Raw genomic sequence first — 19970 nt, forward strand, 5'->3', positions numbered from 1 at the left:
CGCCACGTGGTCGTACGGCGGGGAGAAGGTCGCCGGGCTCCCCCACATCGTGTGGCACCGGATCGGCACCCACGACATCCTCACCGGCCCTTGGCCGAAGGCGCTGTTGCGGGGCAGGTCCACCGGTTGGTTGGCTGATCGTCCCGATGACCAGGAGGGGACACCTACGCGCTCCGGGGACTCGGCGTCGGCTGGGGGTGAACGCTGTCCGGCCGTGGGCCGGACCGTACGAGACCCCGGGGCTGTGGTGGTCCCGGGGTCTCGTATATGTGAGGCTGCAAGACGGTGGTGCAGCACAGACCATGAAAGCCGGTTCAGCTACGCGTACGAGCCGGGCCCGGCCTTCCGCTCCGTCGGAGGGCCGGGCCCGTGCCGTGCCGCCCCGGTCGGCTGGTCTTCCCCGAAGTCTCCTCCCCCAGGATCCCGGAGCAGCAGAATCGGATGCGGACTGGCGGGTCGCTCGGCGGGCCGGCCGTGTCTACGCCTCGTCGGCACCCAGGCCCGGGCCGAGCGAGCGGCGGGCGGAGGGTGCCGAGGGCGGGTTCGCACCAAGAACTCCACGGCCGCGCAACTCGTCAAGATCGGGAAGGCCAACTCCGGGGAGGTCGGCGAGCAGGTCAGCCTGAGCGGCCCGGATCGACGCGGGTCGGGGCCCGGTACCGAGAACGCGGCGTGCAGTCACGGCGGTGATCGTACGGCCGCGGAGGCCACGCGTGCGACGGCAGCCCGCGGTCAGGCGACGTAGCGTGAGCCCGGCCGTTTCGGCCGGGGGCCGCGGCGCACGTTCAGCGTGTGAGGTCCGTGCAACGGATGCCGCCGGCGGGGTGCCACTCCAGCACCGGATTCACGGCGGTGCCGTGGTCGGGGCAGTACGGGGTGGGGATGAGGCCGCCGCAGGGCTGCCGGGCGCAGGCGCACGCGGGGCTGGGGGTGGCGTAGGGCGCGCCGTGGCGGACCACGCCTCCGGCCGGGCGCTGTGCGGCGGTGCCGCGCAGGCGGGCGGGCCAGGCGAGCGTCACGCGCAGGCCGCCCGAGCCCGCCCTGAACCGGTCGATCACCTGCAGGCCGTCCGGGACGGCGAGCGGGTCGGTGCCGGGCGCGGTGAGCCGGCGGATCGACGCCCCGGTCTCGGCGGCGGTGAGCTGGGCGAGGGTGTCGGCGTCGTCGCCGGTCATCCAGCCGGACAGCCGGTCCTCGTCCTCGGCATCGCCGCTCAGCTCCAGCCACGGGTCGTCCAGCCTGAACCTCTGCTCTTTGCCTGCGCCGAGGGACGGCACGACCACCAGGGTGGCCGCTGGGAGCGCCGTGGGGGTGCTGATCTTGTCGTGTGCGAGGAGCCAGGCGACTACCGCCCGCCGGTCGTACGTCGGGTGCACGGTGGTGCCGCCGGCGGGGTCGGGGAAGTCGGCGTGTCGGCGGCGCCAGTTCACCACCGCGGCCCGGCCCACCCCGGCGATCCGGGCGGCCTCCGCCAGCAGCACCCAGTCCTCCCCCGGCGCAGTGGGCGTGAGCGTGCTCAGCGGGGAGCGGCTGCCCGGGCGGACAGTCCGCAGAGCGCGCCAGTCGACGGTGGGCCGGGTGACGGGCAGCAGGGCGATGTCCTCGGCCGAGTAGAGTGCGACTTCCGTCCAGCCGCCGTGGGTTTTGTAGTCGAGCTCCACAGTGCCGATGGGGGCGATCCACTTGAGGCGGACGACCTGGTCCCAGTGGACTTTACCGACCGCATAGGTATGGATATCGTCGCTGACCTGCACCAATGCATCACGTCAGTGTCTGCGACGAGTCCAAGCGAAGAACTCCACCCGGCCTCGGTTGCCACCTCGCACGTGCACCTCCGGGGCGCTCGCCGCACGACGCGTCATCCCGCGACCCTGCGCATACCTATGATCATGACGCACCGCAGGGATCAGGGAACGCCGGCCCCTGCATCATCGAAACTCCTCATTTACACTGCCCTTAGGCCTGGCGCATTCCCTGGAACCGATCACAGTCGAACGCACCCAACTCGGAATCCAGCTCCGCACCCACGTAGGCCCACACTTCATCCATGCCGTCGGAAGTAATCCGCACTAGATCATCTCTACCACGGAGAAGAACTTCGGGCATAATTTCTAGCCGAGGTTTACCCTGCTCATCTTTATCAATCAATGGCATGCCGTGGTACGGGAGCAGCTTGCAGGTGCCATAATATTCTGGATATGGCTTTAGCCCTAGGGGCCAGCGCCCGTTCTTGGGACCCTTGTGACAGGTAGCTCGAAGCGCCTGGGGCCAGAGCCGACTTGCAATGTCAATTGCACCGCAGGCAAGGCGGATGGTAATTAGCTCCTTGAAGGCGATATCCGTCATCGTCTCAATCAGATCATGGTAAGGATGCGCAGCGTTTCGCATGCTTATAGGCCCAAAGAGCTGCAGGTGGTCCTTGTGGCTGAGCTGCAAGCGGCGAGTGTTCACGGACGCACGGACGCTTCGACGCAAAGTACCGAGATCCGTATTCGGCAGGAGCGTCTCGTACTCCCCCTTCCAGACTTGGTGGCCAATCTCGTAGTACGCCACCTGGTAGTCAGGGTGACACTTCGTCCTAAGCAGCTCGGCGTAGTCGTGAAGCGAAACGCAGTCCTCAGCACCAAGAGCGTGGATTCTGTGCTCTACGCTCTCGAAGTAGGCGTCAATCTCAGTCTGATGCGTATTGAACGCACTACCATAGAGCGCGGCATCAGCGATAGCGTGAACCCGTATTCCCGGCGGGTAGATCTCTTTCACCTGGGAATTGATGAGCTTGATGAGCTCTATGGTGCAATCCTCGCCCGCGGAGAACCCCATGTTCGTGTAGCGCTTGGGCGCATTCGGGATTACACAGAATTGAGGATAGACGATCTCGATCTCCCGATTAGCCTCTAGCGCCGATCGAACCCTGCCCTTCCATGCGGCTTCATTGCGAACGGCTACCGTGGGATTCATCTGGAATTTCTGGTGAGACAACAGAGCTAGCACCGTTTCAGCTTTACCCAAACCGCGCTTTTGCTTATCCTTCAAGAAAGCCGGAAGGTTAATACCGACTCGAGCGAGGCACTCATGCAGCAACGCGGTATCCTGCTGCTGCATTGACCGTGTCCTCTGAGCTACCATATGGGGATCTTCCAGCGGCCAGTCGTAATCTTCCAGGCTGGATGCTTGAAGTACCTCGACCTTTTGCTCCATCGCGGGCCTTGCGTGATCTGATTTGTTGGGACCGGAAGTTAGTCTTGCCGAATCAGTTCGAGCCCCAGTATGCAAGGTGTAGCCCTGCTTTTCTCCCAGCCTTTAATTATACTCCGACTGAACTCTGGCGACCACAGGACCCAAGCCAGAACGGCCATGGGGAGAAACGGAAATGCTATAGGTACCCGAAATTATGGCTACCGTGATCCATTGGCCCGAAACCTGCATAAAGCAAACGCGTAAGCGGTCCAAGAGGAGGTGCTACCACTCGACGCCCCGGAACACTCACTGGCTCGAGCAACGTGTGCCAGACGGCTGTAGTTCGAGGATCTGTGCTTCGAGATCGGCGTTGTGCTTCTCGGCGAAGCGGAGGTTCGAGCGGGCGCCCTCGAGTCGTTCCTGCAAGGCACGGTGTTCTTGAGACAACTGCTGGACCCGGCGCTTGAGGATGATGTTCTCGGTGGTGAGCCGTTGGACGGATTCGCCAGGAACCATCTGCTCCAAGTCCCTGAGCTGGCCCATCAGCTCCCCGATCCTGTGCCGTTGAGCGAGCATCTCGTTGTGGGAGAGGGTCAGTTGCTCCTCGGCGTTGAGCGCCCGCTCCCGCCACGATGCCTCGACGCGCTCGTGCTCGTCGCGCGTGACTCGGTCATGGCGGCTCTTGCTGTCGGTCACTGCGGCCCGGACGAGGCCGCGGGCGTCTGCGTTCTCGTAGAGGAACGTCGCGGAGACGCCCGCGCGCTGGGCGATCGCACGGACGGCGAGCCGACCACGCTCGCGGCGAAGCTGGCCGATGGCTTTCTCGACGCGGACGAGCTTGTCCTGCGTTTGGCGGCGGCGGGCGGCTGTCGCCACTGCGGTTTGGTCGGGGGCGGAGGTCACGATGCCTCCGTGCCATCGTCCTCGTGGCGGCTGAGTTCGTGTGCCCGGAAAGCGGTTGACCAGACGCGTCCGAAGTTGTCCTGCGGCCGACGGAGGTCGAGGGCGAGGGTCTCGTCCAGGAGGCCGACGGTGGACAGGGCCTTCTCCAGGCCGTCGATGGCGCGGGCTGTGGGCTCGAAGACCTGGTGCAGGTAGTCGGCGGTGGCGCCGCCCGGTGCGCGTTCGGCGAGCACGCGCCACTGCTCGCGTTTGCGGTGCCAGTAGACGAGGTCGGCTCCAGACAGGACGAACTTGTCGCAGTTGTGACGGTCCATGTTCCAGGGGCAGGCGTAGTGCGGCGCACGCCGAGGCGTACGGCGGCCTGGTCGGGGCCAAGGGGAACGTGCCGGTCGAGCAGGGCGGGTAGGTCCCGGCGGCGAGCCAGGGCGGCGACCTGGTCCGGGTGGACGTCCGGATAGTCGACATCTCCGCCGAGGTAGGCGAGCAGGCCGGCACGGACGAGGTGGCCGACCCCGGACGCGGTCACCCGCGGGCGGCAGCGCGGCAGCGGCTCCCCCAACGCACTGCTCAACCGGTCCGCCGCCCACGACGCACCGAATGGCCCGCGCAGCGCCGCCCGCACCTCCTCCGCGTCGGCGGCCTCCACCATCGCCCGCGACCACCGGCCCGATCCGGCGTCCGCGGGCGGCACCAGGCCTGAGGCCGTCGCCCACCGCCAGGCCGCGACCGGCACCCGCAGCCGGCCCGCCGCCTGCACCTCGTCATAGGTCTCACGCATCACGTCACTCCGATCTCGCATCGCGGCGCGGCCCGCCCGTCGGGCCACGCCGGAAACATGCCTAATCAACCAGTTTGTTGTCAATAGCCGGATTTTCAGGGGGAGTTGGGGGCGCACCGCACAAGTCGCGCCCACGTACGCGAGGCAGAAATTCATCCCCGCGGGTGAACCGTGGGACGCCGGCGGCACGCCCGGAAACGCGCAACGCCCCACCCGGCTGCGGTGCCAGCCAAGGCGTTGTCGAGTGGCCGTCCTGGGGCCGGACGAGGGGTAAGCCAGCGGAAGTCACGGCGACGACCAGGGCGATGTAGACCCCGACGATGGCAGCGGCCACGGCGACTGCGGCACCGAGGCGCGGGTGCCGGTAGGCGACGTGCCGGCCACGGCACTCGCCCACGCGCCGTACCGGTACCTGTGCCCGCCGCCTGACCCCGGATCCGAGTTATCCACAGGCCGAAACGGGATCGGCGGTTCCTTCGTACGCTGCTGCCCGAGTCGATCACACGGGGGGGGGGACGGGATGCGGTACGGCGTGGTGGTGGAGGAGCTCGCGGTCGAGGTCATGGCGCAGCTGCCGAGCGACGAGGCGCGGCGGGAGGTGATGGCGCTCGTGGAGGTCGCGCGGATTGATCCGCGGTCCTGGCCCGATGTGCGTGATCCCGGCTCGGTGGAGGAGATTCGGGAGGCGTTCGGGCGGCGGTGCTGGATTCAGTACATGCCGCACGCCGGAGCGATCGAGGTCCGTGACATCGGGTGGGCGGGCTGATCTACGGAAGCTGCCGTCCCACGCGGGTGTGGTCGAGGACCAGGGCGTGGTCGCCCTGGTCGAGAAACTGGGCGGTGAAGGTGCGCAGGATGGTCGTGCTGACGCCGCCGGTGCCGCTGCAGATCAGGATGTGCGGGGCGACGTCGACGGCGATGGCCCGGCCGTCGGTGCTGATGCCGATGAGTGCGGCGGATGCAGGCAGTGCCTCCAGCTGCTTGCGCGGCCTTAGTCACCGCGGCTGACCTGGATGCGGTTCTCGTGGAAGTGCTCCCCAGTCCATGACCAGGCGGAAGCGGCGGTGGGCCTCCAGGCGCTCCGCGTCGGCCGGCTCCTCGCCGCGCTGGACACGGGCATCGCCGGATTTCACGAGTTCCGCGAGAGCGAGCCGGACGTCGTCGACGTCCTGGCCCGTAGCTGCCGCCAGCCGGTCCAGGGAGGTGAGGGTCTCTGTCGGTTCACCCAGATCGTCGACCAGGTGGTCGATGAGGGTGTCGAGGAGCGGGCCGGTGCGCATCGTCCAGCGGATCCCGTCGAGGCGCTTGGTGAGTTCGGGGTCCAGGGGAAGCAGGTCGCCGGGCATCGGCAGCGCGGCGGGCATGGACCATCGGGTGCCGTCCGGCGTCTCTTCTCGGCGGGCCAGGCCCCACGTCAGGTAGAGCTCGGAGAGGTCCCGGACGGTGGTGGGCACCGGGAAGCCGGCTGTCGTCAGCATGGTGCTGAACTGCTCCCAGCGGGCCGCCTCGCACGCCTCGCGGCCCTCCGGCGCGGCCTCGTAGTCCCATTCCTCATCCGGCCACGAGAACGTGAGCGCGCCGTCGAGGTCGCCGCCGATCATGTCCCAGTGCCCGTCGAAGATCTCCTGCACCAGGTCGTCCAGTGAGCCGGTGAAACCGGGCTGGCACGCGGTCCCGATCAGCATGGTCAGCGGGAAGCCCTGACGGGGCAGGACGTGCTCCCAGCCCGACACCCACCAGTCGTTGTGCATCGCCATGTCCCGGCGCGGCTCGGGCACAGGCGCCTTCTCAGTCATCCGCAGCTCTTCCTCGAAAACACCTCGGTGCTCGCAGCGTACGCAGCGAGACGCGGCAGGTTCTCACGGACGTCCCACCCATGCCTGGTGGGCGGGAGCGACGCGCAGCTGCTCGCGGAGGCGGCCACACAGCACTCCGACGCGGGTGCGGCCCTCCAAGACCTGCAGTCCGCTGTCCGCCGGGCCCAGGAGGCGCCGGTCGATGAGGAGCGGCGGGCGCAGCCACGTCCCGTGGTCTTCCCAGTGCCGGCCGATTTCCGGGGGCCGCACCTTGACCCAGTACACCGGGTCGGCGGCGTAGCGCTCGATGCAGCCGGCGTCGCTCTCGCCGGTCGGCATGGTGGGGAAGGCCCCGGCCGGAATCGTCTCCAGCTTCCAGGTGATGGCGCACAGATCGACGTCTCCGTAGTCATCCACGAAGTGGCCGTTGTCGCCGTGGTCGAAGAGGAAGTCCCTCAGGACGTCGTCCGGCCATTGCAGGGCTGCCAGTGCCGGGTCAGCGCGGAAGCGGTCGAAGTCGAAGCTGAGGCCGCCGTCCCGGCGGCAAGCCATCAGCGGGCCAAGGTCGTTGAGCTTCATGTCAGGCACCGCTCTCCAGCGCGTACAGCTCGTAGGGGACGGTTCCGGTCTCGGTGTCCCGGTCGGCCGTACCGATGCGGGTGAACCCGGCTTTGGCCAGGACGCGGCCGGAGGCGGGGTTGTCGGGATGGTGCATGGCCTCCAGCCGGTCGAGGCCGGCGGTGGTGAAGGCGACGGTGACGACCTGGTGGACGGCCTGAGTGGCGTAGCCGTTGCCCCAGCTGTCGTCCCGGAGGATGTAGCTGATGGTGCCCATGGTCGGGGTGCGCCGTCGCAGGGAGATCAGACCGATCAGGTCGTCCTCGTGGAGGATCCCCCAGCTCCACTGCGCGCGCGGGGCTTCGGCGGCACGGGCGAGAGCCGTGCGGATCTTCTCGTGGGCCTGTTCGAGGGTGAGGGGCTTGCCGGTGGTGTGCCGGATGGAGGCACCGCTGTAGATGCGGGTGAGGGCGGGGGCGTCATTGAGGGCCAGGGCGCGCAGGGTCACCATGCGGCGGTCAGCTCCTTCGCGGTGGGCCGGGCTGCGGGGTCGGGTGCCAGGCACGCGGTGATGGCGTCCTCGAACTCGGGGAAGGGCCAGGGCCGGACGTCGCGCAGCGCGGTGGTGGTGCCCCGGGCGATGGCGGCCAGCTTCTCCCGCCGGTCGAGGTCGTCGTCGTAGGCGACGGGGCGCTGTCCGGTCCAGCACCAGAACAGGGAGGCGCCCAGGCTCCAGATGTCGGCGGAGGGCTGTGCCTGGATGTGAGTGTCGGCGGGGGTGTCGAGGATGGCGGTGGCGATCTCGGGGGCGGTGGTGTGGGTGAGGGCTCCCCGGTACGGGACGCGGCGGTCGTTGCCGGGGCCGCAGGCGAGGGCGTAGTCGATGACCGCCGCGTGGCCGCCGGGGGTGACCAGGGTGTTGGTGGGCTGGACGTCGGCATGGGCCCAGCCAGCGGCGTGCATGCGGGCGAGGTGCTCTGTCCAGGTACGGGCGATACCCGCGAGCCAGGGGCGGATCGAGGCGCGGTCTCCTTCTGGGCCGCGGGCGAGGGCGAGGGCCCGCCACAGGGGCACGCCGTCGATCCAGTTGACGGCCAGCCACCGACCGCCGTCCCATGTTCCGGCGCTCACCCGGTAGTCGGGTCTGATGGCGCCGGCGGCGGTGAGGCGACGGAGGTGGTCGTCCTCCTGGGCCATCTCGGCGGCCTTGTCGCGGGCGTCGTCGCCGGCGGGGTTGTTGGCCTTCAGCGCGACGGCGCCCTTGGGGCCCTGGAGCTTCCAGGCCCGGGAGCCGCGCCGGTCGCTCAGGACCTGGATGGCGGTGGGCTCGCCGGCGTGTCCGGTGAGGAGGGCGACGGCTTCGCCGGGGGGAGCAGGCTTCGGGCCCATGTGCGGATCTCTTTCCACTCGGTGGGGATGTTCTCGAACACTTCGCGGCCGTCGTCGTCGGCCGCGGCGAGCGCGGCGGCCAGGTCGGGGGTCGCGCTCAGGAACTGCGGGTCGCGGCGACGGACGGCAGCCCTCACGGGGAGGAACGAGGCGGGGGCGGCCGGGATCCGGTGACCGGCCGCGGTGACTTCCTCTTCGCCCGCGTAGAACTTGCCGAACATCACCCCGACCGGCCCGTAGAGGTTCTTCAGCACCCAGTGCGGCCAGGCCATCAGGTCACGGTGCCGGGCACCGGGTACGTCGCCCACCAGGACGATGTTCTCGCACCGCAGCAGGCCGTGCGGCCGGTTCAGCAAGGGCCGCAGCCACTCAGCGGCCTGGACGCCCGCGTGGAAGAGCTCCGCCTGGACGGCTTCGGCCTCGCCGTCGGCGCGGTAGACCGTCCAGGTCGTCAGACCCTGCTGGAGGGAAGGGGCGAGGTAGGGGCAGTGGGCGGTCATCCGCCGCACGTAGCCACTGATATCCACGGAGGTCGGCCGGGTGGTGCTGGCCTCAACGAGGCGCAGCGCCCCGGCGGTGGGCCGGGGCGCTGGCGTGGTGCGGTCGGTGGTCACCGGCGGGCGGTCTCCGGCTGGTCGGGCGCGACGTCGTCGCCGTCCCCGCCGGCGGGGCCGCAGTCCCACTCGGCCACCACGGTGCCGGTGGTGCGGTAGCGGGCGATGGCGCCCCTGTCGACGTTGCCGTCGGCGTCGGTGAACCAGATCTCCGGCAGCGGCCCGTACGCCTCTTCGTAGGCGGCGACCCAGCCGATCGGGCCGTGACCGTTGTTCGCGACGTGGCCGATGGGCTGGCCAGCGGTCTCCCGACAGAGGGCCTCGTAGGCCAGGGTGCCGAGCAGGTCGTGCCACGCCGCGTCGACGGCCGGGGAGAACATCTCGGGTGCGGACTGGCCGGTCTTGAAGCGCTGGCCGGTGATGGTCAGGAACCGGCCCAGTTCGGTGGTTGCGGTACTCACGGTGGTGCCCCTCTCGGTGTCGAGTGGTACTCCCCCGGCCCGGGTGGGCCGGGTGTGGTGCCGTGCACCGCGCACCCGGGAGATCTGGTCCCGTCCGGGTGCGCGGTGGTCTCAGAGGGCCGCGACGGCCTGGGGTGCGACGCCTGCAAGGCGGTCCAGGCGCTCGTACAGGGCGCGTACGAGCCGGGCGCGGCCCTGGACGCTGCGCACGGTGCCTTCCAGTCCGACCGACAGTCGGTGGTCGGTCTCCTTGAGGACGACGTCGGCGAGCGCGCGGGCGGCGTGCTCGTTGGGGAGCAAGTCGGCGGCGCGGCGGACGTCTCTGGCAGCCGCGCGGGCGGCGCCAGTCAGCTGGAGCGCGATCTGCTGGAGGTCCGCTGGCTGAAGGCCAGGGTCTCCGGTCCAACCGAGCACGGCCTTGGCCAGGCACTCGTGGGGCGCCCGGTCGAGGGGGAGTTCGCCTTCGAGGCGTCCTTCGGGGTCGTGCAGGACCAGGTGCGTGCTGTTCATCGGGTCCTCGTGACGTTGTCGCGGGGGCGGGTGGCGCTCGGCGCTGGCTGCTGGCCGTCGCCGTCGTCCACGCTCTCGGTCTGGGGCGGAAACCGGGCGAAGCCGCAGTCGTCTCGGGCGAGGAGGGTCGGAGAGGGAGCGCCGTATCGGGTGCCGGGGGCGGCTGTGCTGGTCGTGCGTGCGCGCATGAGGCCCCGCCTCTGAGGCTGGTGGTCCGTCGGTGCTTCGACGCTACGGACGGCGTGGGCGGGGCCTCAACAAGGTTGCGGATAGTTGCGCGGATTCACTCCAGGGCGTCGGCCGCGGCGTGGATGAGGGAGCGGGCGGCGTCGCCGTGGACGGCCATCTGGGCCAGGCCCTTGAAGGCTTTGGCGTAGTCGGCAAGTTCCCGGGGCTGGCGGACGTTGATACCGGCGGTAAGGGTCTCCACGACGGTGTGCCGGTTGTCGTAGAGGTAGAACGCCTCCAGCGGCCAGACAGTGCGCGGGACGGCGGTGGGGATGATGCCCAGAGAGACCGAGGGCAACGGCATCACGGTGAGCAGGTGGGCCAGCTGGCCGGCCATCGTGGCCGCCGTGCCGATCCGGGAGCGCAGCACCCACTCTTCGATGAGGACGACGAAGCAGTGGTTGCCCTCGTAGAGGAAGCGGGAGCGGGCAAGTCGTGCGGCGACGGCCTCAGCGATGTCGTCGGGGGTGCCCTGGAAGTCCGTGATGGAGCGCATCAGGGCGTTCGCGTAGTCGGCGGTTTGGAAGAAGCCGGGGATCACGTTGGAGACGTAGGCGCGGCAGACGCGGGCTGCGGCGTTGCGGGCGAAGACGTCGTCCTGGGTGCGGCGCATCCCCGCGCGGTGTTGGCGGCGCCACTCCATGTACATGGAGTCCACCGCGCGGGCGGTGGCTACCAGGTCGTCGGCCTGGTCCTCGGCGTTGCAGGCGGTGCACCAGGCACGGATGTCGGCGTCGGAGGGGGCAGCCTTGGCGCCGAGGATGCGGGAGGTCTTGGCCTTGTCCCAGCGGCAGCGTCGGGACAGCTCGCGCCCGTTGATCCCAGCGTCCCGCATGAGGTGGCCCAGGCGCAGCGCGAGGGCTTCACGCGCGGCCTGGGCGCTGGACGACGGGGAGACGGGCATGAGGCGCAGGGCGTCCTGAGGGAGGGGGGCAGGGGTTAGGGGATGTACTTCTCGTGCGGGACGGCGCGCTCCCACACCTTCTCGAACGCCGTGCGACAGAGCTCGACCACGGCCGCCTCGGTGGTGCGTTCCCTGCCGTCCTCGGCCCAGTCGCCGGCGCCAGTGAAGTGGTGGAACTGCACCACCTTGTTGTCCAAGAGCCAGAAGTCGTTGCCGGGCAGTGGGATATCGCTCGCGTGGCGACGGGGCAGCCAGCGGACCTGTTCACCTGCCTGGAGATTGAGCGGGGTGATGGCGTGCTCGTAGCGGATGTAGTCGGTGACCGGTTCGGAGACGATCCGGGCGCGGCGCATCACGACCCCGCGGGCGACCGCGTCCTGGACGAGCGGCATCCACCGCGGCCAAAACGAGCGGGCGGGGTCCAGGTTTGGGATGCCGGAGCGCAGGAAGGTCTCGAAGTCGTCGGCTTCGTCGCCTACGGCGTAGCTGTCACGCATCTCCAGATGGACGGCCGTGTACTCGGTGGCGGCCAGGAGCTCAGCGAACGTCGCGGTGTTCAGCGCTTGCGCGTTCAGCGGCATCGCACGCCTCCCTCAGGATCGGCACCATCCGGGCCGGAATGCGGATCACCCGCTCATGCGCGGGGATCCCGGGCTTGTGGCCAGCCACCCACTCGGTGGAACCGACCAGGGCCTGGAGGAGAGCGTCGGCCTCCTCGCCCTGCAAAACAAGGTCCGCGCTCTCCTCTTCCACCCACACCGTCGGGGATCCCTCACCACCGGTGTTGGGGTCGATCCCGACGAACCGTAACGCCATGACGGCCTCCCCTGTCGAGTCGGTTGCGCGGAGTTGCGCACAACGACCGTCCCCCGCGACGCCAACGGCGGTCAAGACCTCATCACGCAAAGACGCTGGCCGCAGGGCGATCTTGGCTGACTGGTCTCTTGCGTCTCCGGTGCCACATGCCCGACCTTGGGTGATCTGTTGTGCAGGACAGAGGCGGGAGGGGGAACGGGCTTGGCGAACAACCGAGTGCGGCTCAGCAGCGGTGCCGCGTGGCAGACGGACTTCCGTCGCCGGACCACAGGCCACGCCCCGAGGACGGCGATGGAAGTGGCCACGGTCCGCCGCACGCTGAACCACACCCTGACCGAACTGAAGCGAGCCATCGACCGGCACGCAGTCGCGGAAGCAGCCGACCTCTACGCCCTGGCCTGGCACCAGGCAGCCGGAGCTCCACCGAGCGAGACCCGCGAACAGCGGGCACAGCTGCAGAACTACAAGCAGATTCTGGGCTCCCGCCGTTGGCAGGAGGAAGAACGGCACGAGGCAGTCGTGGCACCCCCGAAGGCCACCGTGCCCCGACCGACACAGGCGGCCGCCGCGGCGCCCATGATTCGACCGGACACACCTCGGGCCAAGAACCCTGTCGTCCGGTTGCCGGGGCGCAAGCCCACACCGCCCACGGCACCTCGCCCTTCCTCCACTCCGCCGCAGATCCCGGCACCGGTCGAAAAAGCCCGCCCCTCACGCACGACGGAGCCGGCGCTCTTGGAGACTGGCAGGCTGTGGGAGCTCGCGACGGAACTCCGGCCGCTGCTGGAACAGACCGCCCGCGACGGCGCCACCATCACCTGGCCCCAAATCCACAGGCGCCTGTCGGGCCTGCCCCGCCTCCACGCCGACGACCAGTGCGTGCTCCTGTGGCTGGTCGACGAGGACGGTCAGAAGGGAGACCCTCTCCTGTCCGCGCTCGTCACGGTCGGAGACCGCCAGATGCACCCCCGCTTCCCGGCCATCGCCGAACAGCTCGGATGGTCGCATCCATCTGGCACCCGCCAGCACACCGCGTGGAACTACGAGGTCCTGAAGGTCCACCAGCACTGGCGCTACCAGCGCTGACCCTTCTGGACATCCCCGCCTGCCACGAAGCCCCGCCCCACAGACAGGCGACGCCTCCGGCGATCCGACCATCATGGTAGGTTGTGGTAAGCAATTTCGGGGCCTGAGGCTTCGAGAGCTCGCGTAGAGCACGAAAGGGCGTGGTTCGCCCTACCTCAGGTGAGCGCCCACGGCTTGTCCGGGGGCGCTCACGTTTCATCTCCGCCTCACGCCCGGGGCCGCTGGCCCGTCCCAGGGTCCACCTGTCGTCCAGGGGGCCGCGCATCACCACTACGGGTCCCACCCCTCTCCCTCATTACCCCAGGCTGCCCGGTGTCCGGCCCGCCGCCCGCGGCCCCCGCGCCGTTCGCTGACGGGCTCCGTCTGTGGTGTACCGCTGGCCCTGGTGGCGAGGTGCTCGCCCCAGCTGTTGCTCTCAGGCTGGTAGTGGGTTGCCAGCCGCCTCTTGCCGGCTCTGCGGCCGCAGAGCCGGGCGTCGGCTCCGCCGCCCCGAAATGCTGTCCGGCCGTCTGCAGCCGGGAGTTGGCCTTCGTCGGTCAGCCGGTCCGGAGGGTGCAGCCGCCGTTCCGGCCCCGGCCTCGCGTGCCGCTCGTCTTCCCCCCAAGCCGGCTTGCACCTGCCGAGTCGGCGTCCGGCTGACGCCCCCTGCCCGCTGGCCGGCCCTGACGCTCTCACCCTGCCAGACGCGCCGCACCGACAGGGCGCTGCCGGTCAGCCCTGCGGTGCGAACCCTTCGAGAAGGCGTTCGCGCTGCTGGGCGCCGAAGCCACGCACGCGGCGGCTGTCGGCGATTTCCATCTCGGCGAGGAGCTTCTGGGCCCGTACCTTGCCCATGTCGGGGAGGGAGGGCTGGGGCCGGTCGCCCTACGGTCCGCTCGGCACCTCAGACGACCCAGGAGTCGGCCGGATCGTCCAGCCAGGACCGTTATCCGTCTGCGGTGGCGTAGGGGAAGGGGCGGTCGACGCCCGCGCGGCGGGCAATCGCGGCGACACTGGTCTCGGAGCCGTCCTTCACGGCCTCGGCCAGGACCGCGAGGACGCGCTGACGGCGCCGGCCCGGCGGCTTTCCCCCATGGCCTGGACGGCGGTGTCGGGGGGCATTCGGGGTGCTCCGGTCGTAGGTCAGGCAGAGGCTGGGGGCGCGGGACATGCCGAGGAAGCCCTGGTGGTCTAGCAGACCACAGCCGCAGCTTGCTGGATCTCGGCGCGTTCGGCGTCGGTGAGCTGGTCGCCTTCCCGTCAGAATCCGGAGTGATCGCTCAGCTCACGGCCGATCCCCCAGGTGAAGAACTGACCGAGCTCGTAGGCGCTGTAGTGGATGAGCCCCGCATTAAGTCCCGGCGTCAGGCGTGCCGCGAATTCGTCGAGGATCTCGGCGAAGACCAGGGCACGGGTGGCTGAGATCACCACATTCTGGGTCTCGCCGCGGTCCGGGTAGTACTGCCGCTGGTATTCCTTCGGCGTCCACGGGAGCGAGCCCTTGGCGTTCAGCCCGCGCCATTTGGCGGCATCCTTCTCGAAGGGCACCGGAACCGCTTCGTCCCCGGGACCGGACACGAGCCCCACGACACTGTGCCGCGCCGGATCGATCTGCTCGTACTCCTCGCGCCACGCGGGTGCCACCTGACCGGTCAGCATCAGCTGGATGTCGGCGGCCGCCACGGCCGCGTCCAACTCGACCGAGAAGTCCAGCGTCCCCTTCAACTCCTCCGGGGACGGCACCGCTTCCGCCGCGTACCACGCTGCGCGGCGCAGGGCCTCGAAACGCTCGGGGAGATCGGGCAGGTCCGACACCGGGCGCGAGACGGGAGCGATCCAGGGGGCGCTCCCCGGCTGCGGCGTCGGTGTGGCGACGCCCAGCGGCGCGCGCAGGGCGTCCGCGGCCTCGTGCGCCACCGCGCAGAGGTCCGCGGCACCGGAACCGATGGTCACCGCCGGCCGGCCCGGAGCCAGTCGGTGGAACAGCTCCGGGAAGATGCCGATCATCGCGAAGTACGGCGAAGAGGGGACGATCACACAGGAGCCGGGCTCCATGTAGTAGTCCGGGTACGGCTCCCAGCGCTCCACGAGGAATCCCGGGTCGGCATCGAGCCGCTGCTTCCAGTCCTCCACTGCCTCATCGAAGGTCAACGGGCGGTCTCCCGGACCGCGTCGGGAGATCAAGTGCCGCGCGGGGTCCGAAGCCTCACCCGGCTGGGACGCCCCCAGGGCCGTTTCAGCGTCCAGCAGCACCTGCTCCAATGTCTGCCACGCGGTCCGCCGAGACTCCGGCCATGTCCATTCCGGATCGTCTTCCTCCCGCCAGGAGGGACCCTGCTGCGCCCACATCATCCGAGCCGCAGCCGAATAGAGACGTTCGTAATCGCTCGCCAATTCGTTCTGTTCGCTCATATTTTCAAGCTCTCCCTTGAATATGCCAGTCCGGCGGCTGCCCGACGCCTTCCGAGACACTTGATGATCACGGGTGAGGGCTCCCTGCTGGCGGGTGATCAGTGGCGCTCCCCATTATCGATCTTGCTCGACCATGACAGGTGGCGCCCTGGTACTCCCACCACGTCAGCCGCTCGGCGACCGTAGCTCCGTGGCGTGGCCCGCCGACTGCAGCGGCGTCGGCGGGCCCTGGCTGATCGTGAACGTGCGAGGGATACCCAGGCGGGGCCGTCCTTGCGGTCGGCCTAGACACGGCGGAGGAGTCCAGCGAACTCCACTGGTTCGCGACACCATCGTCGCCCCGTCGAAGTACGCCGTGGCCGCGGCACCGGACCCGCTACCTGGTCTGATCCGGGGGGTGACGGTAACCCAGCCGCGCATCGGGCTGGTCGCGGTCCGGGCCGGCGAACAGCACCGCGGCATCGCGCGGGCGCTGCTCGCCCACGCGCTGGGAACACTGCACCGCTCCGGCTCATCCCCGACCCGGACGCGTCGCGCAGATCCTCTACCGTGATCATTGCGACCTGCGGCGGGTTCTCCGGCCGCCAGCCCCGTGCGCCCGCTGCGCGATGCGGGAGGCGTCCTCCGGCGTCGATGAACTGACCGAAGCCGCGAGGCCGCGAAGACCGGCCACGACGACTTCGTCGAGACAGCCGCGCGATACCTGAGCACCGTCTAGCACCACCCCGTGATCCCCCTGTGCCTGCTGAGAGGACCAAGCTGTCGGCAGGCACAGGGCATTGCCGAGGCACCCCCTTCACAACAAAGGGGCGACGACAGCCGTGCATCCGGGATGGGCGGGCGGACGGCAGGGAGTTGCGCGGCTAGCCCCTACACGTGCCAACGCGCCCATTCAAGCCCCACAGAACGATAAATACGCAGGTCAGAAGCGTTGAATAGAGCTCGTCCGGTGTCCAGGGTGAAGGCCGTCGATCGGCACTTGCGGGGCTAACCCACGCCTCCCCCACAGTGTTGACCGTCCGCCGCCCAAAGAGGCGGTGACAGGCACTCATCCACCCCTGCACGGATACCGCGCAGCCCCACCGGAAGGGTCACCACCCGCCATGACCACCCCGCCCACCGGCCAGACCCCCGAGCCCACACCAGAACCGGAGCGGCGCCGCTTCGACCGGCTACGCCCCCGGATCCGCCGGCTGGCCCGCACGGCCGTCACCATCACCATAATCAGCGCAGCCAGCCTCGCCTTCCACAACGACCAACTGGCCGAGCCCATCGGCACCGCCTTCACCGCCATCAGCTTCCTCCACACCTTCCGCCGCCGCTGACACCCCCGCAGCCACCGACACGGACCGCCCCCGCCTGCCGGGGGAGAAAGCACCCGCATGCGTGGGCGAGCGCGGAACGTGGCCCAGCGTGCGGTACCACAGCGGACAGAGGGCGGCCGAGGAGACGCAGCGGCCGGAGAACGCCCCCAGAAGTGTTCACCGGGCGAGCCTGCACGGGCTGCGCGCCCAGCTGAGCGACGACATCGACCCTTTGAGGAGCGGCGACCGCGACTCGCGCGTCTGTGGCCTCCGGCGCGCTGAGAGCAAAACCGGCTACCGGCACCCCCCTCGACACCAACCCGGCACATCGCACACCGCCCAGCTGAACCGTCAAGAAGCCGGCGATGTTGGATGGCTCCATGGTGAGACGAAAGCAGGAAAAGAAGAAGCGACCTCCCTTCGGCATGCCGAAGGGCATCGTCCTGCTGGCGACACCGGAAGGCTGGCGCCACAGTGTCCTCACCGCGGAAGGCGGAATGCTCTGCGGGCGCCTCGCCGACGTGCCGAATAACGCCGACCCCGCCGAGGCGCGGACCGCCGCGGCCGCCATGGTGGTAGGACTCGCGCACGACTTCCACGAAGCCGACGTCGAAGTGACCTGGGATCCACCTCGGGAACCCAGGTCCTGGACCGGCCAGGTCGCCCTTGTCACAACCCCACCGAACGCCTGTGGTTAAGCGACAAGCTGAAGACGCGGACGGGGAGAGTCCCCACCTAAGACCACCAACCGCTCTTCCGGGCCCGTCGGCTGGTCGCCCGATATCGGCGCTCCTCCGCCGAAATCTATTGGTTCTGGTGGAGCTCAATCGCCTCTCGGCACCACGGAGGCAGGCGGAGGCGAGACATCACAGCCGTGGGGAAAAAGTGCAGCATGATGCCCTCGGTGAGCGGGAGCGCATGGGCGTCACCGTCCCACTGGCCGGTGTAGATGGCAATGAGGCCTTTTTGTTCGACGTTCTTCTGGTCGACAGTGGTGAAGGCCGTGAGCGGGATGGTCAATCCGGTCTCTTCCTGGAGTTCGCGGGCGATGGCCGCGTCGAGTGACTCGCCGGGGTTAGGTCGGCCGCCGACGGGAGCCCAGTAGCCGGGCCAGCAGATGCCGGAGATGTCGTCGCGGAGGTGGAGCAAGTACTCGCCCCGCCGGTTGGTGATCAGTGCCGAGACACCGGTGCGGAGGGCGACGGCCTGGGCCGGGGGCTGGGCGTCGGTCATCTCTTCCCCTTTCCAGTGCCATCGTCCCGTCGGCACGGCGGCTGCCGGGCGCATGACACGGGCTGGCGGCCGTGTCCGTGAACACGGCCGCCCGTGCGGGGAGATGCGCGGCGTCAAGCAGCTGAGGCTTCGCGGCTGCGGCGGGTGCGCCGGTGGAAGATCTCGTCGAAGGTCGTGCGGGCACTGTCGGGGTCGATGTAATGCATAGCGAGCAGGGCGGCGATGACCGCACCGACGAGGTCGCTCTGCACCCCGGCCCAATCGTGGTCGTCGCCGCAGGTGATCTGGCCCTTCAGGCTGTGCAGATCGTGCATGGCCTCTCCGGCTTCTTCGGCGACCTTGCCGACCTGGAGGCTGATCAGGTCTTCCTCGGGCAGGACTCACCGGCCTTGCGGCAGACGGCGGAGGGCTTGGTGATGTTGTCCCCTAGGTCGTCCATGACGGCCCTCCAGAGTCATGTGACCAGCCCGGGCGGGCTGGCGGGTCTACGGGTGGGCGACGGGGCGGCCGAGCTGGCGTACGGTCCAGCCAGCCGCGCGCCAGGTGTGGGCGTCGATGACGTTGCGCAGGTCGACCAGGACGGGCTGGGCAACGACGGCGGCCAGGTGCTGGGGGTCGGCGTCGCGGAAGTGCGGCCATTCGGTGGCCAGCACGATCAGCTCGGCGTCCTTGACGGAGGTCTCCAGGTCCTGGTCGTAGTCGAGCTGGGGGTGGCGGGCGAGCGCGGTCGGCACTGCGTGGGGATCGTGGACGGTGACGACGGCGCCGCGCTGGTGCATAAGGGTGGCGATCGCGAGAGACGGGGATTCGCGGACGTCGTCGGTGCCAGCCTTGAACGACGCACCCCACACCGTGACCTTCGCCCTTGTGACGGGTCGGCCGAGAGTCTCCTCGATGAGCCGCAGGGCGGCTGCGGGCCTCGACTCGTTGACGTGCTCAGCGGCGCGCAGGAGGGATGCGGCGTTGAGAGCGCCGAGGGCTTCGGCGGAGGCGGTGAACGCGCGGACGTCCTTGGGCAGGCAGCCGCCGCCGTAGCCGGGGCCGGCGTTCAGGCCGCCTCGGCCGATGCGCGGATCGAGGCCGATGGCTTCGGTGAGCTGCTGGACGTCGGCGCCGGCGGCGGCGCACATGTCGGCAACGCCATTGATGAAGGAGATCTTCATGCCCAGGTAGGCGTTGGCCGCGCCCTTGATCAGCTCCGCTGTGGCGGGGTCGGTGACGAACAGCGGGACCTTGTTCTCCAGTAGGGGCGCGTAGACCTTACGCACGACGTCTTCGGCGCGCGGGGAGGGAACGCCGACGACGATGCGGTCGGGGTGCAGGGTGTCGTCGATGGCGTGGCCCTCGCGCAGGAACTCGGGGTTCCAGACGACCTCGGCGTCGCTTCCCGCAGGGGCGAGGCGGGCGACGAGGACGGCGAGGGTGCGGGTGGTGCCGACGGTGACGGTGGACTTGCCGATGATGACGCAGGGCCGCCTCAGGTGTGGGGCCAGGGCGCGGGCGGCACCGAAGACCTGGCCGGTGTCGTAGTTGCGGCCGTCGACGTCGATGGGGGTGCCGACGGCGAGGAAGTGAACTTCGGCGAAGGCGGCGGCCTCGGTGATGTCGGTGGTGAAGCGCAGGCGGCCTGATGCGGCGTGGGTGGCCAGCAGCTCGGGCAGGCCGTCCTCGTGGATCGGGCACTGGCCGGCGTTGAGGCGGTCGATCTTCGCTTGGTCGAGGTCCACGCCGATGACCTCGTGGCCGATCTCGGCCATCGCGGCGGCGTGCGGGATGCCCAGGTGGCCGCAGCCAATAACGGATACGCGCATGGTGCCGGCTCTCCTTTCCCCTTGGTCTCGTGTCTGGCCTGCCCGTGGTCCGGGCCGGTTCGAAGAGCGCC

General features: G+C 69.3%; 24 protein-coding genes and 1 pseudogene. 6 read left to right on the forward strand and 19 right to left on the reverse strand.

The features are described from left to right. Positions 1-785 precede the first annotated feature (785 nt). From CD790_RS30850 to CD790_RS30865, 4 genes are all read right to left on the reverse strand, one after another. Positions 786-1754, reverse strand: a complete 969-nt coding sequence (locus tag CD790_RS30850; protein ID WP_144386694.1) for a hypothetical protein — start codon at positions 1752-1754, stop codon at positions 786-788. A gap of 202 nt (positions 1755-1956) precedes the next feature. Continuing rightward, the gene (locus CD790_RS30855) at positions 1957-3102 is read right to left on the reverse strand and encodes an L-tyrosine/L-tryptophan isonitrile synthase family protein (protein ID WP_186319319.1); all 1146 of its coding nucleotides are present in this window, start codon (positions 3100-3102) and stop codon (positions 1957-1959) included. 381 nt (positions 3103-3483) lie between these two features. Then, the gene (locus CD790_RS30860; protein ID WP_144386696.1) at positions 3484-4080 is read right to left on the reverse strand and encodes a hypothetical protein; all 597 of its coding nucleotides are present in this window, start codon (positions 4078-4080) and stop codon (positions 3484-3486) included. After that, entirely contained in the window at positions 4077-4394 is a 318-nt protein-coding gene (locus CD790_RS30865) for a hypothetical protein (RefSeq protein ID WP_260868021.1), read from the reverse strand. The genes CD790_RS30860 and CD790_RS30865 overlap by 4 nt, the downstream gene beginning before the upstream one ends. 984 nt (positions 4395-5378) lie before the next feature. Here CD790_RS30865 and CD790_RS30870 point away from each other — a divergent pair. Together CD790_RS30870 and CD790_RS34990 are read left to right on the forward strand one after the other, a co-directional pair. Further along, positions 5379-5624 carry a hypothetical protein gene (locus CD790_RS30870; RefSeq protein WP_144386697.1) on the forward strand — a complete coding sequence of 82 codons (246 nt, stop codon included), beginning with the start codon at positions 5379-5381 and terminating at the stop codon, positions 5622-5624. Positions 5625-5713: 89 nt separating this feature from the next. Further along, the gene (locus tag CD790_RS34990; protein WP_186319320.1) at positions 5714-5866 is read left to right on the forward strand and encodes a hypothetical protein; all 153 of its coding nucleotides are present in this window, start codon (positions 5714-5716) and stop codon (positions 5864-5866) included. Here the strand turns inward: CD790_RS34990 and CD790_RS30880 are convergent. The 10 genes from CD790_RS30880 to CD790_RS30930 form a co-directional block, all read right to left on the reverse strand. Continuing rightward, positions 5854-6654: a DUF6042 family protein gene (locus CD790_RS30880; RefSeq protein WP_260868022.1), complete on the reverse strand. Its 801-nt coding sequence runs from the start codon at positions 6652-6654 to the stop codon at positions 5854-5856. The genes CD790_RS34990 and CD790_RS30880 overlap by 13 nt on opposite strands. Positions 6655-6717: 63 nt before the next feature. Next, positions 6718-7233, reverse strand: coding sequence for a hypothetical protein (locus tag CD790_RS30885; RefSeq protein WP_144386698.1), 516 nt, complete (start codon positions 7231-7233; stop codon positions 6718-6720). A 1-nt stretch (position 7234) separates the two neighbouring features. Beyond that, positions 7235-7723, reverse strand: a complete 489-nt coding sequence (locus tag CD790_RS30890; protein WP_144386699.1) for a GNAT family N-acetyltransferase — start codon at positions 7721-7723, stop codon at positions 7235-7237. Further along, positions 7717-8601, reverse strand: a complete 885-nt coding sequence (locus CD790_RS30895) for a protein kinase domain-containing protein (protein ID WP_144386700.1) — start codon at positions 8599-8601, stop codon at positions 7717-7719. Before CD790_RS30895 ends, CD790_RS30890 begins: the two co-directional genes overlap by 7 nt. Beyond that, entirely contained in the window at positions 8517-9215 is a 699-nt protein-coding gene (locus CD790_RS30900; RefSeq protein ID WP_144386701.1) for a DUF6875 domain-containing protein, read from the reverse strand. The genes CD790_RS30895 and CD790_RS30900 overlap by 85 nt, the downstream gene beginning before the upstream one ends. Beyond that, on the reverse strand, positions 9212-9616 hold the full coding sequence (locus CD790_RS30905; RefSeq protein ID WP_144386702.1) for a hypothetical protein: 405 nt from the start codon (positions 9614-9616) through the stop codon (positions 9212-9214). The genes CD790_RS30900 and CD790_RS30905 overlap by 4 nt, the downstream gene beginning before the upstream one ends. Positions 9617-9727: 111 nt before the next feature. Next, positions 9728-10126: a restriction endonuclease gene (locus tag CD790_RS30910; RefSeq protein WP_186319321.1), complete on the reverse strand. Its 399-nt coding sequence runs from the start codon at positions 10124-10126 to the stop codon at positions 9728-9730. Positions 10127-10409: 283 nt separating this feature from the next. Then, a complete protein-coding gene (locus tag CD790_RS30920) occupies positions 10410-11258 on the reverse strand; it encodes a DUF5753 domain-containing protein (RefSeq protein ID WP_144386704.1) in 849 nt (282 codons plus the stop codon). A 35-nt stretch (positions 11259-11293) separates the two neighbouring features. After that, positions 11294-11839 carry a DUF6879 family protein gene (locus CD790_RS30925; protein WP_144386705.1) on the reverse strand — a complete coding sequence of 182 codons (546 nt, stop codon included), beginning with the start codon at positions 11837-11839 and terminating at the stop codon, positions 11294-11296. Then, on the reverse strand, positions 11796-12074 hold the full coding sequence (locus CD790_RS30930) for a hypothetical protein (protein WP_144386706.1): 279 nt from the start codon (positions 12072-12074) through the stop codon (positions 11796-11798). The genes CD790_RS30925 and CD790_RS30930 overlap by 44 nt, the downstream gene beginning before the upstream one ends. Before the next feature lie 291 nt (positions 12075-12365). Here CD790_RS30930 and CD790_RS30935 point away from each other — a divergent pair, with 291 nt between their 5' ends. Next, entirely contained in the window at positions 12366-13160 is a 795-nt protein-coding gene (locus CD790_RS30935) for a hypothetical protein (RefSeq protein WP_144386707.1), read from the forward strand. A 711-nt stretch (positions 13161-13871) separates the two neighbouring features. On the opposite strand, the gene CD790_RS36355 is transcribed toward CD790_RS30935, so the two are convergent. Then, positions 13872-13994: a hypothetical protein gene (locus tag CD790_RS36355; RefSeq protein WP_260868023.1), complete on the reverse strand. Its 123-nt coding sequence runs from the start codon at positions 13992-13994 to the stop codon at positions 13872-13874. Between the two features lie 405 nt (positions 13995-14399). Further along, on the reverse strand, positions 14400-15551 hold the full coding sequence (locus CD790_RS30945) for a hypothetical protein (RefSeq protein ID WP_144386709.1): 1152 nt from the start codon (positions 15549-15551) through the stop codon (positions 14400-14402). Positions 15552-15876: 325 nt separating this feature from the next. Between CD790_RS30945 and CD790_RS36360 the strand changes: the two are divergent. From CD790_RS36360 to CD790_RS30960, 3 genes and pseudogenes are all read left to right on the forward strand, one after another. Then, positions 15877-16080 (forward strand): annotated as a pseudogene (locus tag CD790_RS36360) (GNAT family N-acetyltransferase); the annotation flags it as partial. 574 nt (positions 16081-16654) lie between these two features. Beyond that, on the forward strand, positions 16655-16876 hold the full coding sequence (locus CD790_RS30955) for a hypothetical protein (protein ID WP_144386710.1): 222 nt from the start codon (positions 16655-16657) through the stop codon (positions 16874-16876). 344 nt (positions 16877-17220) lie between these two features. Then, complete coding sequence (locus CD790_RS30960; RefSeq protein WP_144386711.1) at positions 17221-17553, forward strand: hypothetical protein; 333 nt, start codon at positions 17221-17223, stop codon at positions 17551-17553. A gap of 106 nt (positions 17554-17659) precedes the next feature. Here the strand turns inward: CD790_RS30960 and CD790_RS30965 are convergent, their stop codons facing one another. The 3 genes from CD790_RS30965 to CD790_RS30975 form a co-directional block, all read right to left on the reverse strand. Then, a complete protein-coding gene (locus CD790_RS30965; protein ID WP_144386712.1) occupies positions 17660-18088 on the reverse strand; it encodes an NUDIX domain-containing protein in 429 nt (142 codons plus the stop codon). Positions 18089-18201: 113 nt separating this feature from the next. After that, a complete protein-coding gene (locus CD790_RS36365; RefSeq protein WP_260868024.1) occupies positions 18202-18402 on the reverse strand; it encodes a hypothetical protein in 201 nt (66 codons plus the stop codon). A gap of 171 nt (positions 18403-18573) precedes the next feature. Further along, on the reverse strand, positions 18574-19899 hold the full coding sequence (locus CD790_RS30975; protein WP_144386713.1) for a UDP-glucose/GDP-mannose dehydrogenase family protein: 1326 nt from the start codon (positions 19897-19899) through the stop codon (positions 18574-18576). Positions 19900-19970: the final 71 nt, after the last annotated feature.

Source organism: Streptomyces sp. SAJ15, assembly GCF_007595705.1.
Classification (GTDB): domain Bacteria; phylum Actinomycetota; class Actinomycetes; order Streptomycetales; family Streptomycetaceae; genus Streptomyces.

Bases quoted from the DNA above. Each gene is read 5' to 3' on its own strand.
- CD790_RS30855 (WP_186319319.1), bottom strand. From the start codon at position 3,102: ATGCAGCAGCAGGATACCGCGTTGCTGCATGAGTGCCTCGCTCGAGTC.
- CD790_RS30865 (WP_260868021.1), bottom strand. From the start codon at position 4,394: ATGGACCGTCACAACTGCGACAAGTTCGTCCTGTCTGGAGCCGACCTC.
- CD790_RS30870 (WP_144386697.1), top strand. From the start codon at position 5,379: ATGCGGTACGGCGTGGTGGTGGAGGAGCTCGCGGTCGAGGTCATGGCG.
- CD790_RS34990 (WP_186319320.1), top strand. From the start codon at position 5,714: ATGGTCGTGCTGACGCCGCCGGTGCCGCTGCAGATCAGGATGTGCGGG.
- CD790_RS30880 (WP_260868022.1), bottom strand. From the start codon at position 6,654: ATGACTGAGAAGGCGCCTGTGCCCGAGCCGCGCCGGGACATGGCGATG.
- CD790_RS30885 (WP_144386698.1), bottom strand. From the start codon at position 7,233: ATGAAGCTCAACGACCTTGGCCCGCTGATGGCTTGCCGCCGGGACGGC.
- CD790_RS30890 (WP_144386699.1), bottom strand. From the start codon at position 7,723: ATGGTGACCCTGCGCGCCCTGGCCCTCAATGACGCCCCCGCCCTCACC.
- CD790_RS30895 (WP_144386700.1), bottom strand. From the start codon at position 8,601: ATGGGCCCGAAGCCTGCTCCCCCCGGCGAAGCCGTCGCCCTCCTCACC.
- CD790_RS30910 (WP_186319321.1), bottom strand. From the start codon at position 10,126: ATGAACAGCACGCACCTGGTCCTGCACGACCCCGAAGGACGCCTCGAA.
- CD790_RS30920 (WP_144386704.1), bottom strand. From the start codon at position 11,258: ATGCCCGTCTCCCCGTCGTCCAGCGCCCAGGCCGCGCGTGAAGCCCTC.
- CD790_RS30925 (WP_144386705.1), bottom strand. From the start codon at position 11,839: ATGCCGCTGAACGCGCAAGCGCTGAACACCGCGACGTTCGCTGAGCTC.
- CD790_RS30930 (WP_144386706.1), bottom strand. From the start codon at position 12,074: ATGGCGTTACGGTTCGTCGGGATCGACCCCAACACCGGTGGTGAGGGA.
- CD790_RS30935 (WP_144386707.1), top strand. From the start codon at position 12,366: ATGGAAGTGGCCACGGTCCGCCGCACGCTGAACCACACCCTGACCGAA.
- CD790_RS36355 (WP_260868023.1), bottom strand. From the start codon at position 13,994: ATGGGCAAGGTACGGGCCCAGAAGCTCCTCGCCGAGATGGAAATCGCC.
- CD790_RS30945 (WP_144386709.1), bottom strand. From the start codon at position 15,551: ATGAGCGAACAGAACGAATTGGCGAGCGATTACGAACGTCTCTATTCG.
- CD790_RS30955 (WP_144386710.1), top strand. From the start codon at position 16,655: ATGACCACCCCGCCCACCGGCCAGACCCCCGAGCCCACACCAGAACCG.
- CD790_RS30960 (WP_144386711.1), top strand. From the start codon at position 17,221: ATGTTGGATGGCTCCATGGTGAGACGAAAGCAGGAAAAGAAGAAGCGA.
- CD790_RS30965 (WP_144386712.1), bottom strand. From the start codon at position 18,088: ATGACCGACGCCCAGCCCCCGGCCCAGGCCGTCGCCCTCCGCACCGGT.
- CD790_RS36365 (WP_260868024.1), bottom strand. From the start codon at position 18,402: ATGCACGATCTGCACAGCCTGAAGGGCCAGATCACCTGCGGCGACGAC.
- CD790_RS30975 (WP_144386713.1), bottom strand. From the start codon at position 19,899: ATGCGCGTATCCGTTATTGGCTGCGGCCACCTGGGCATCCCGCACGCC.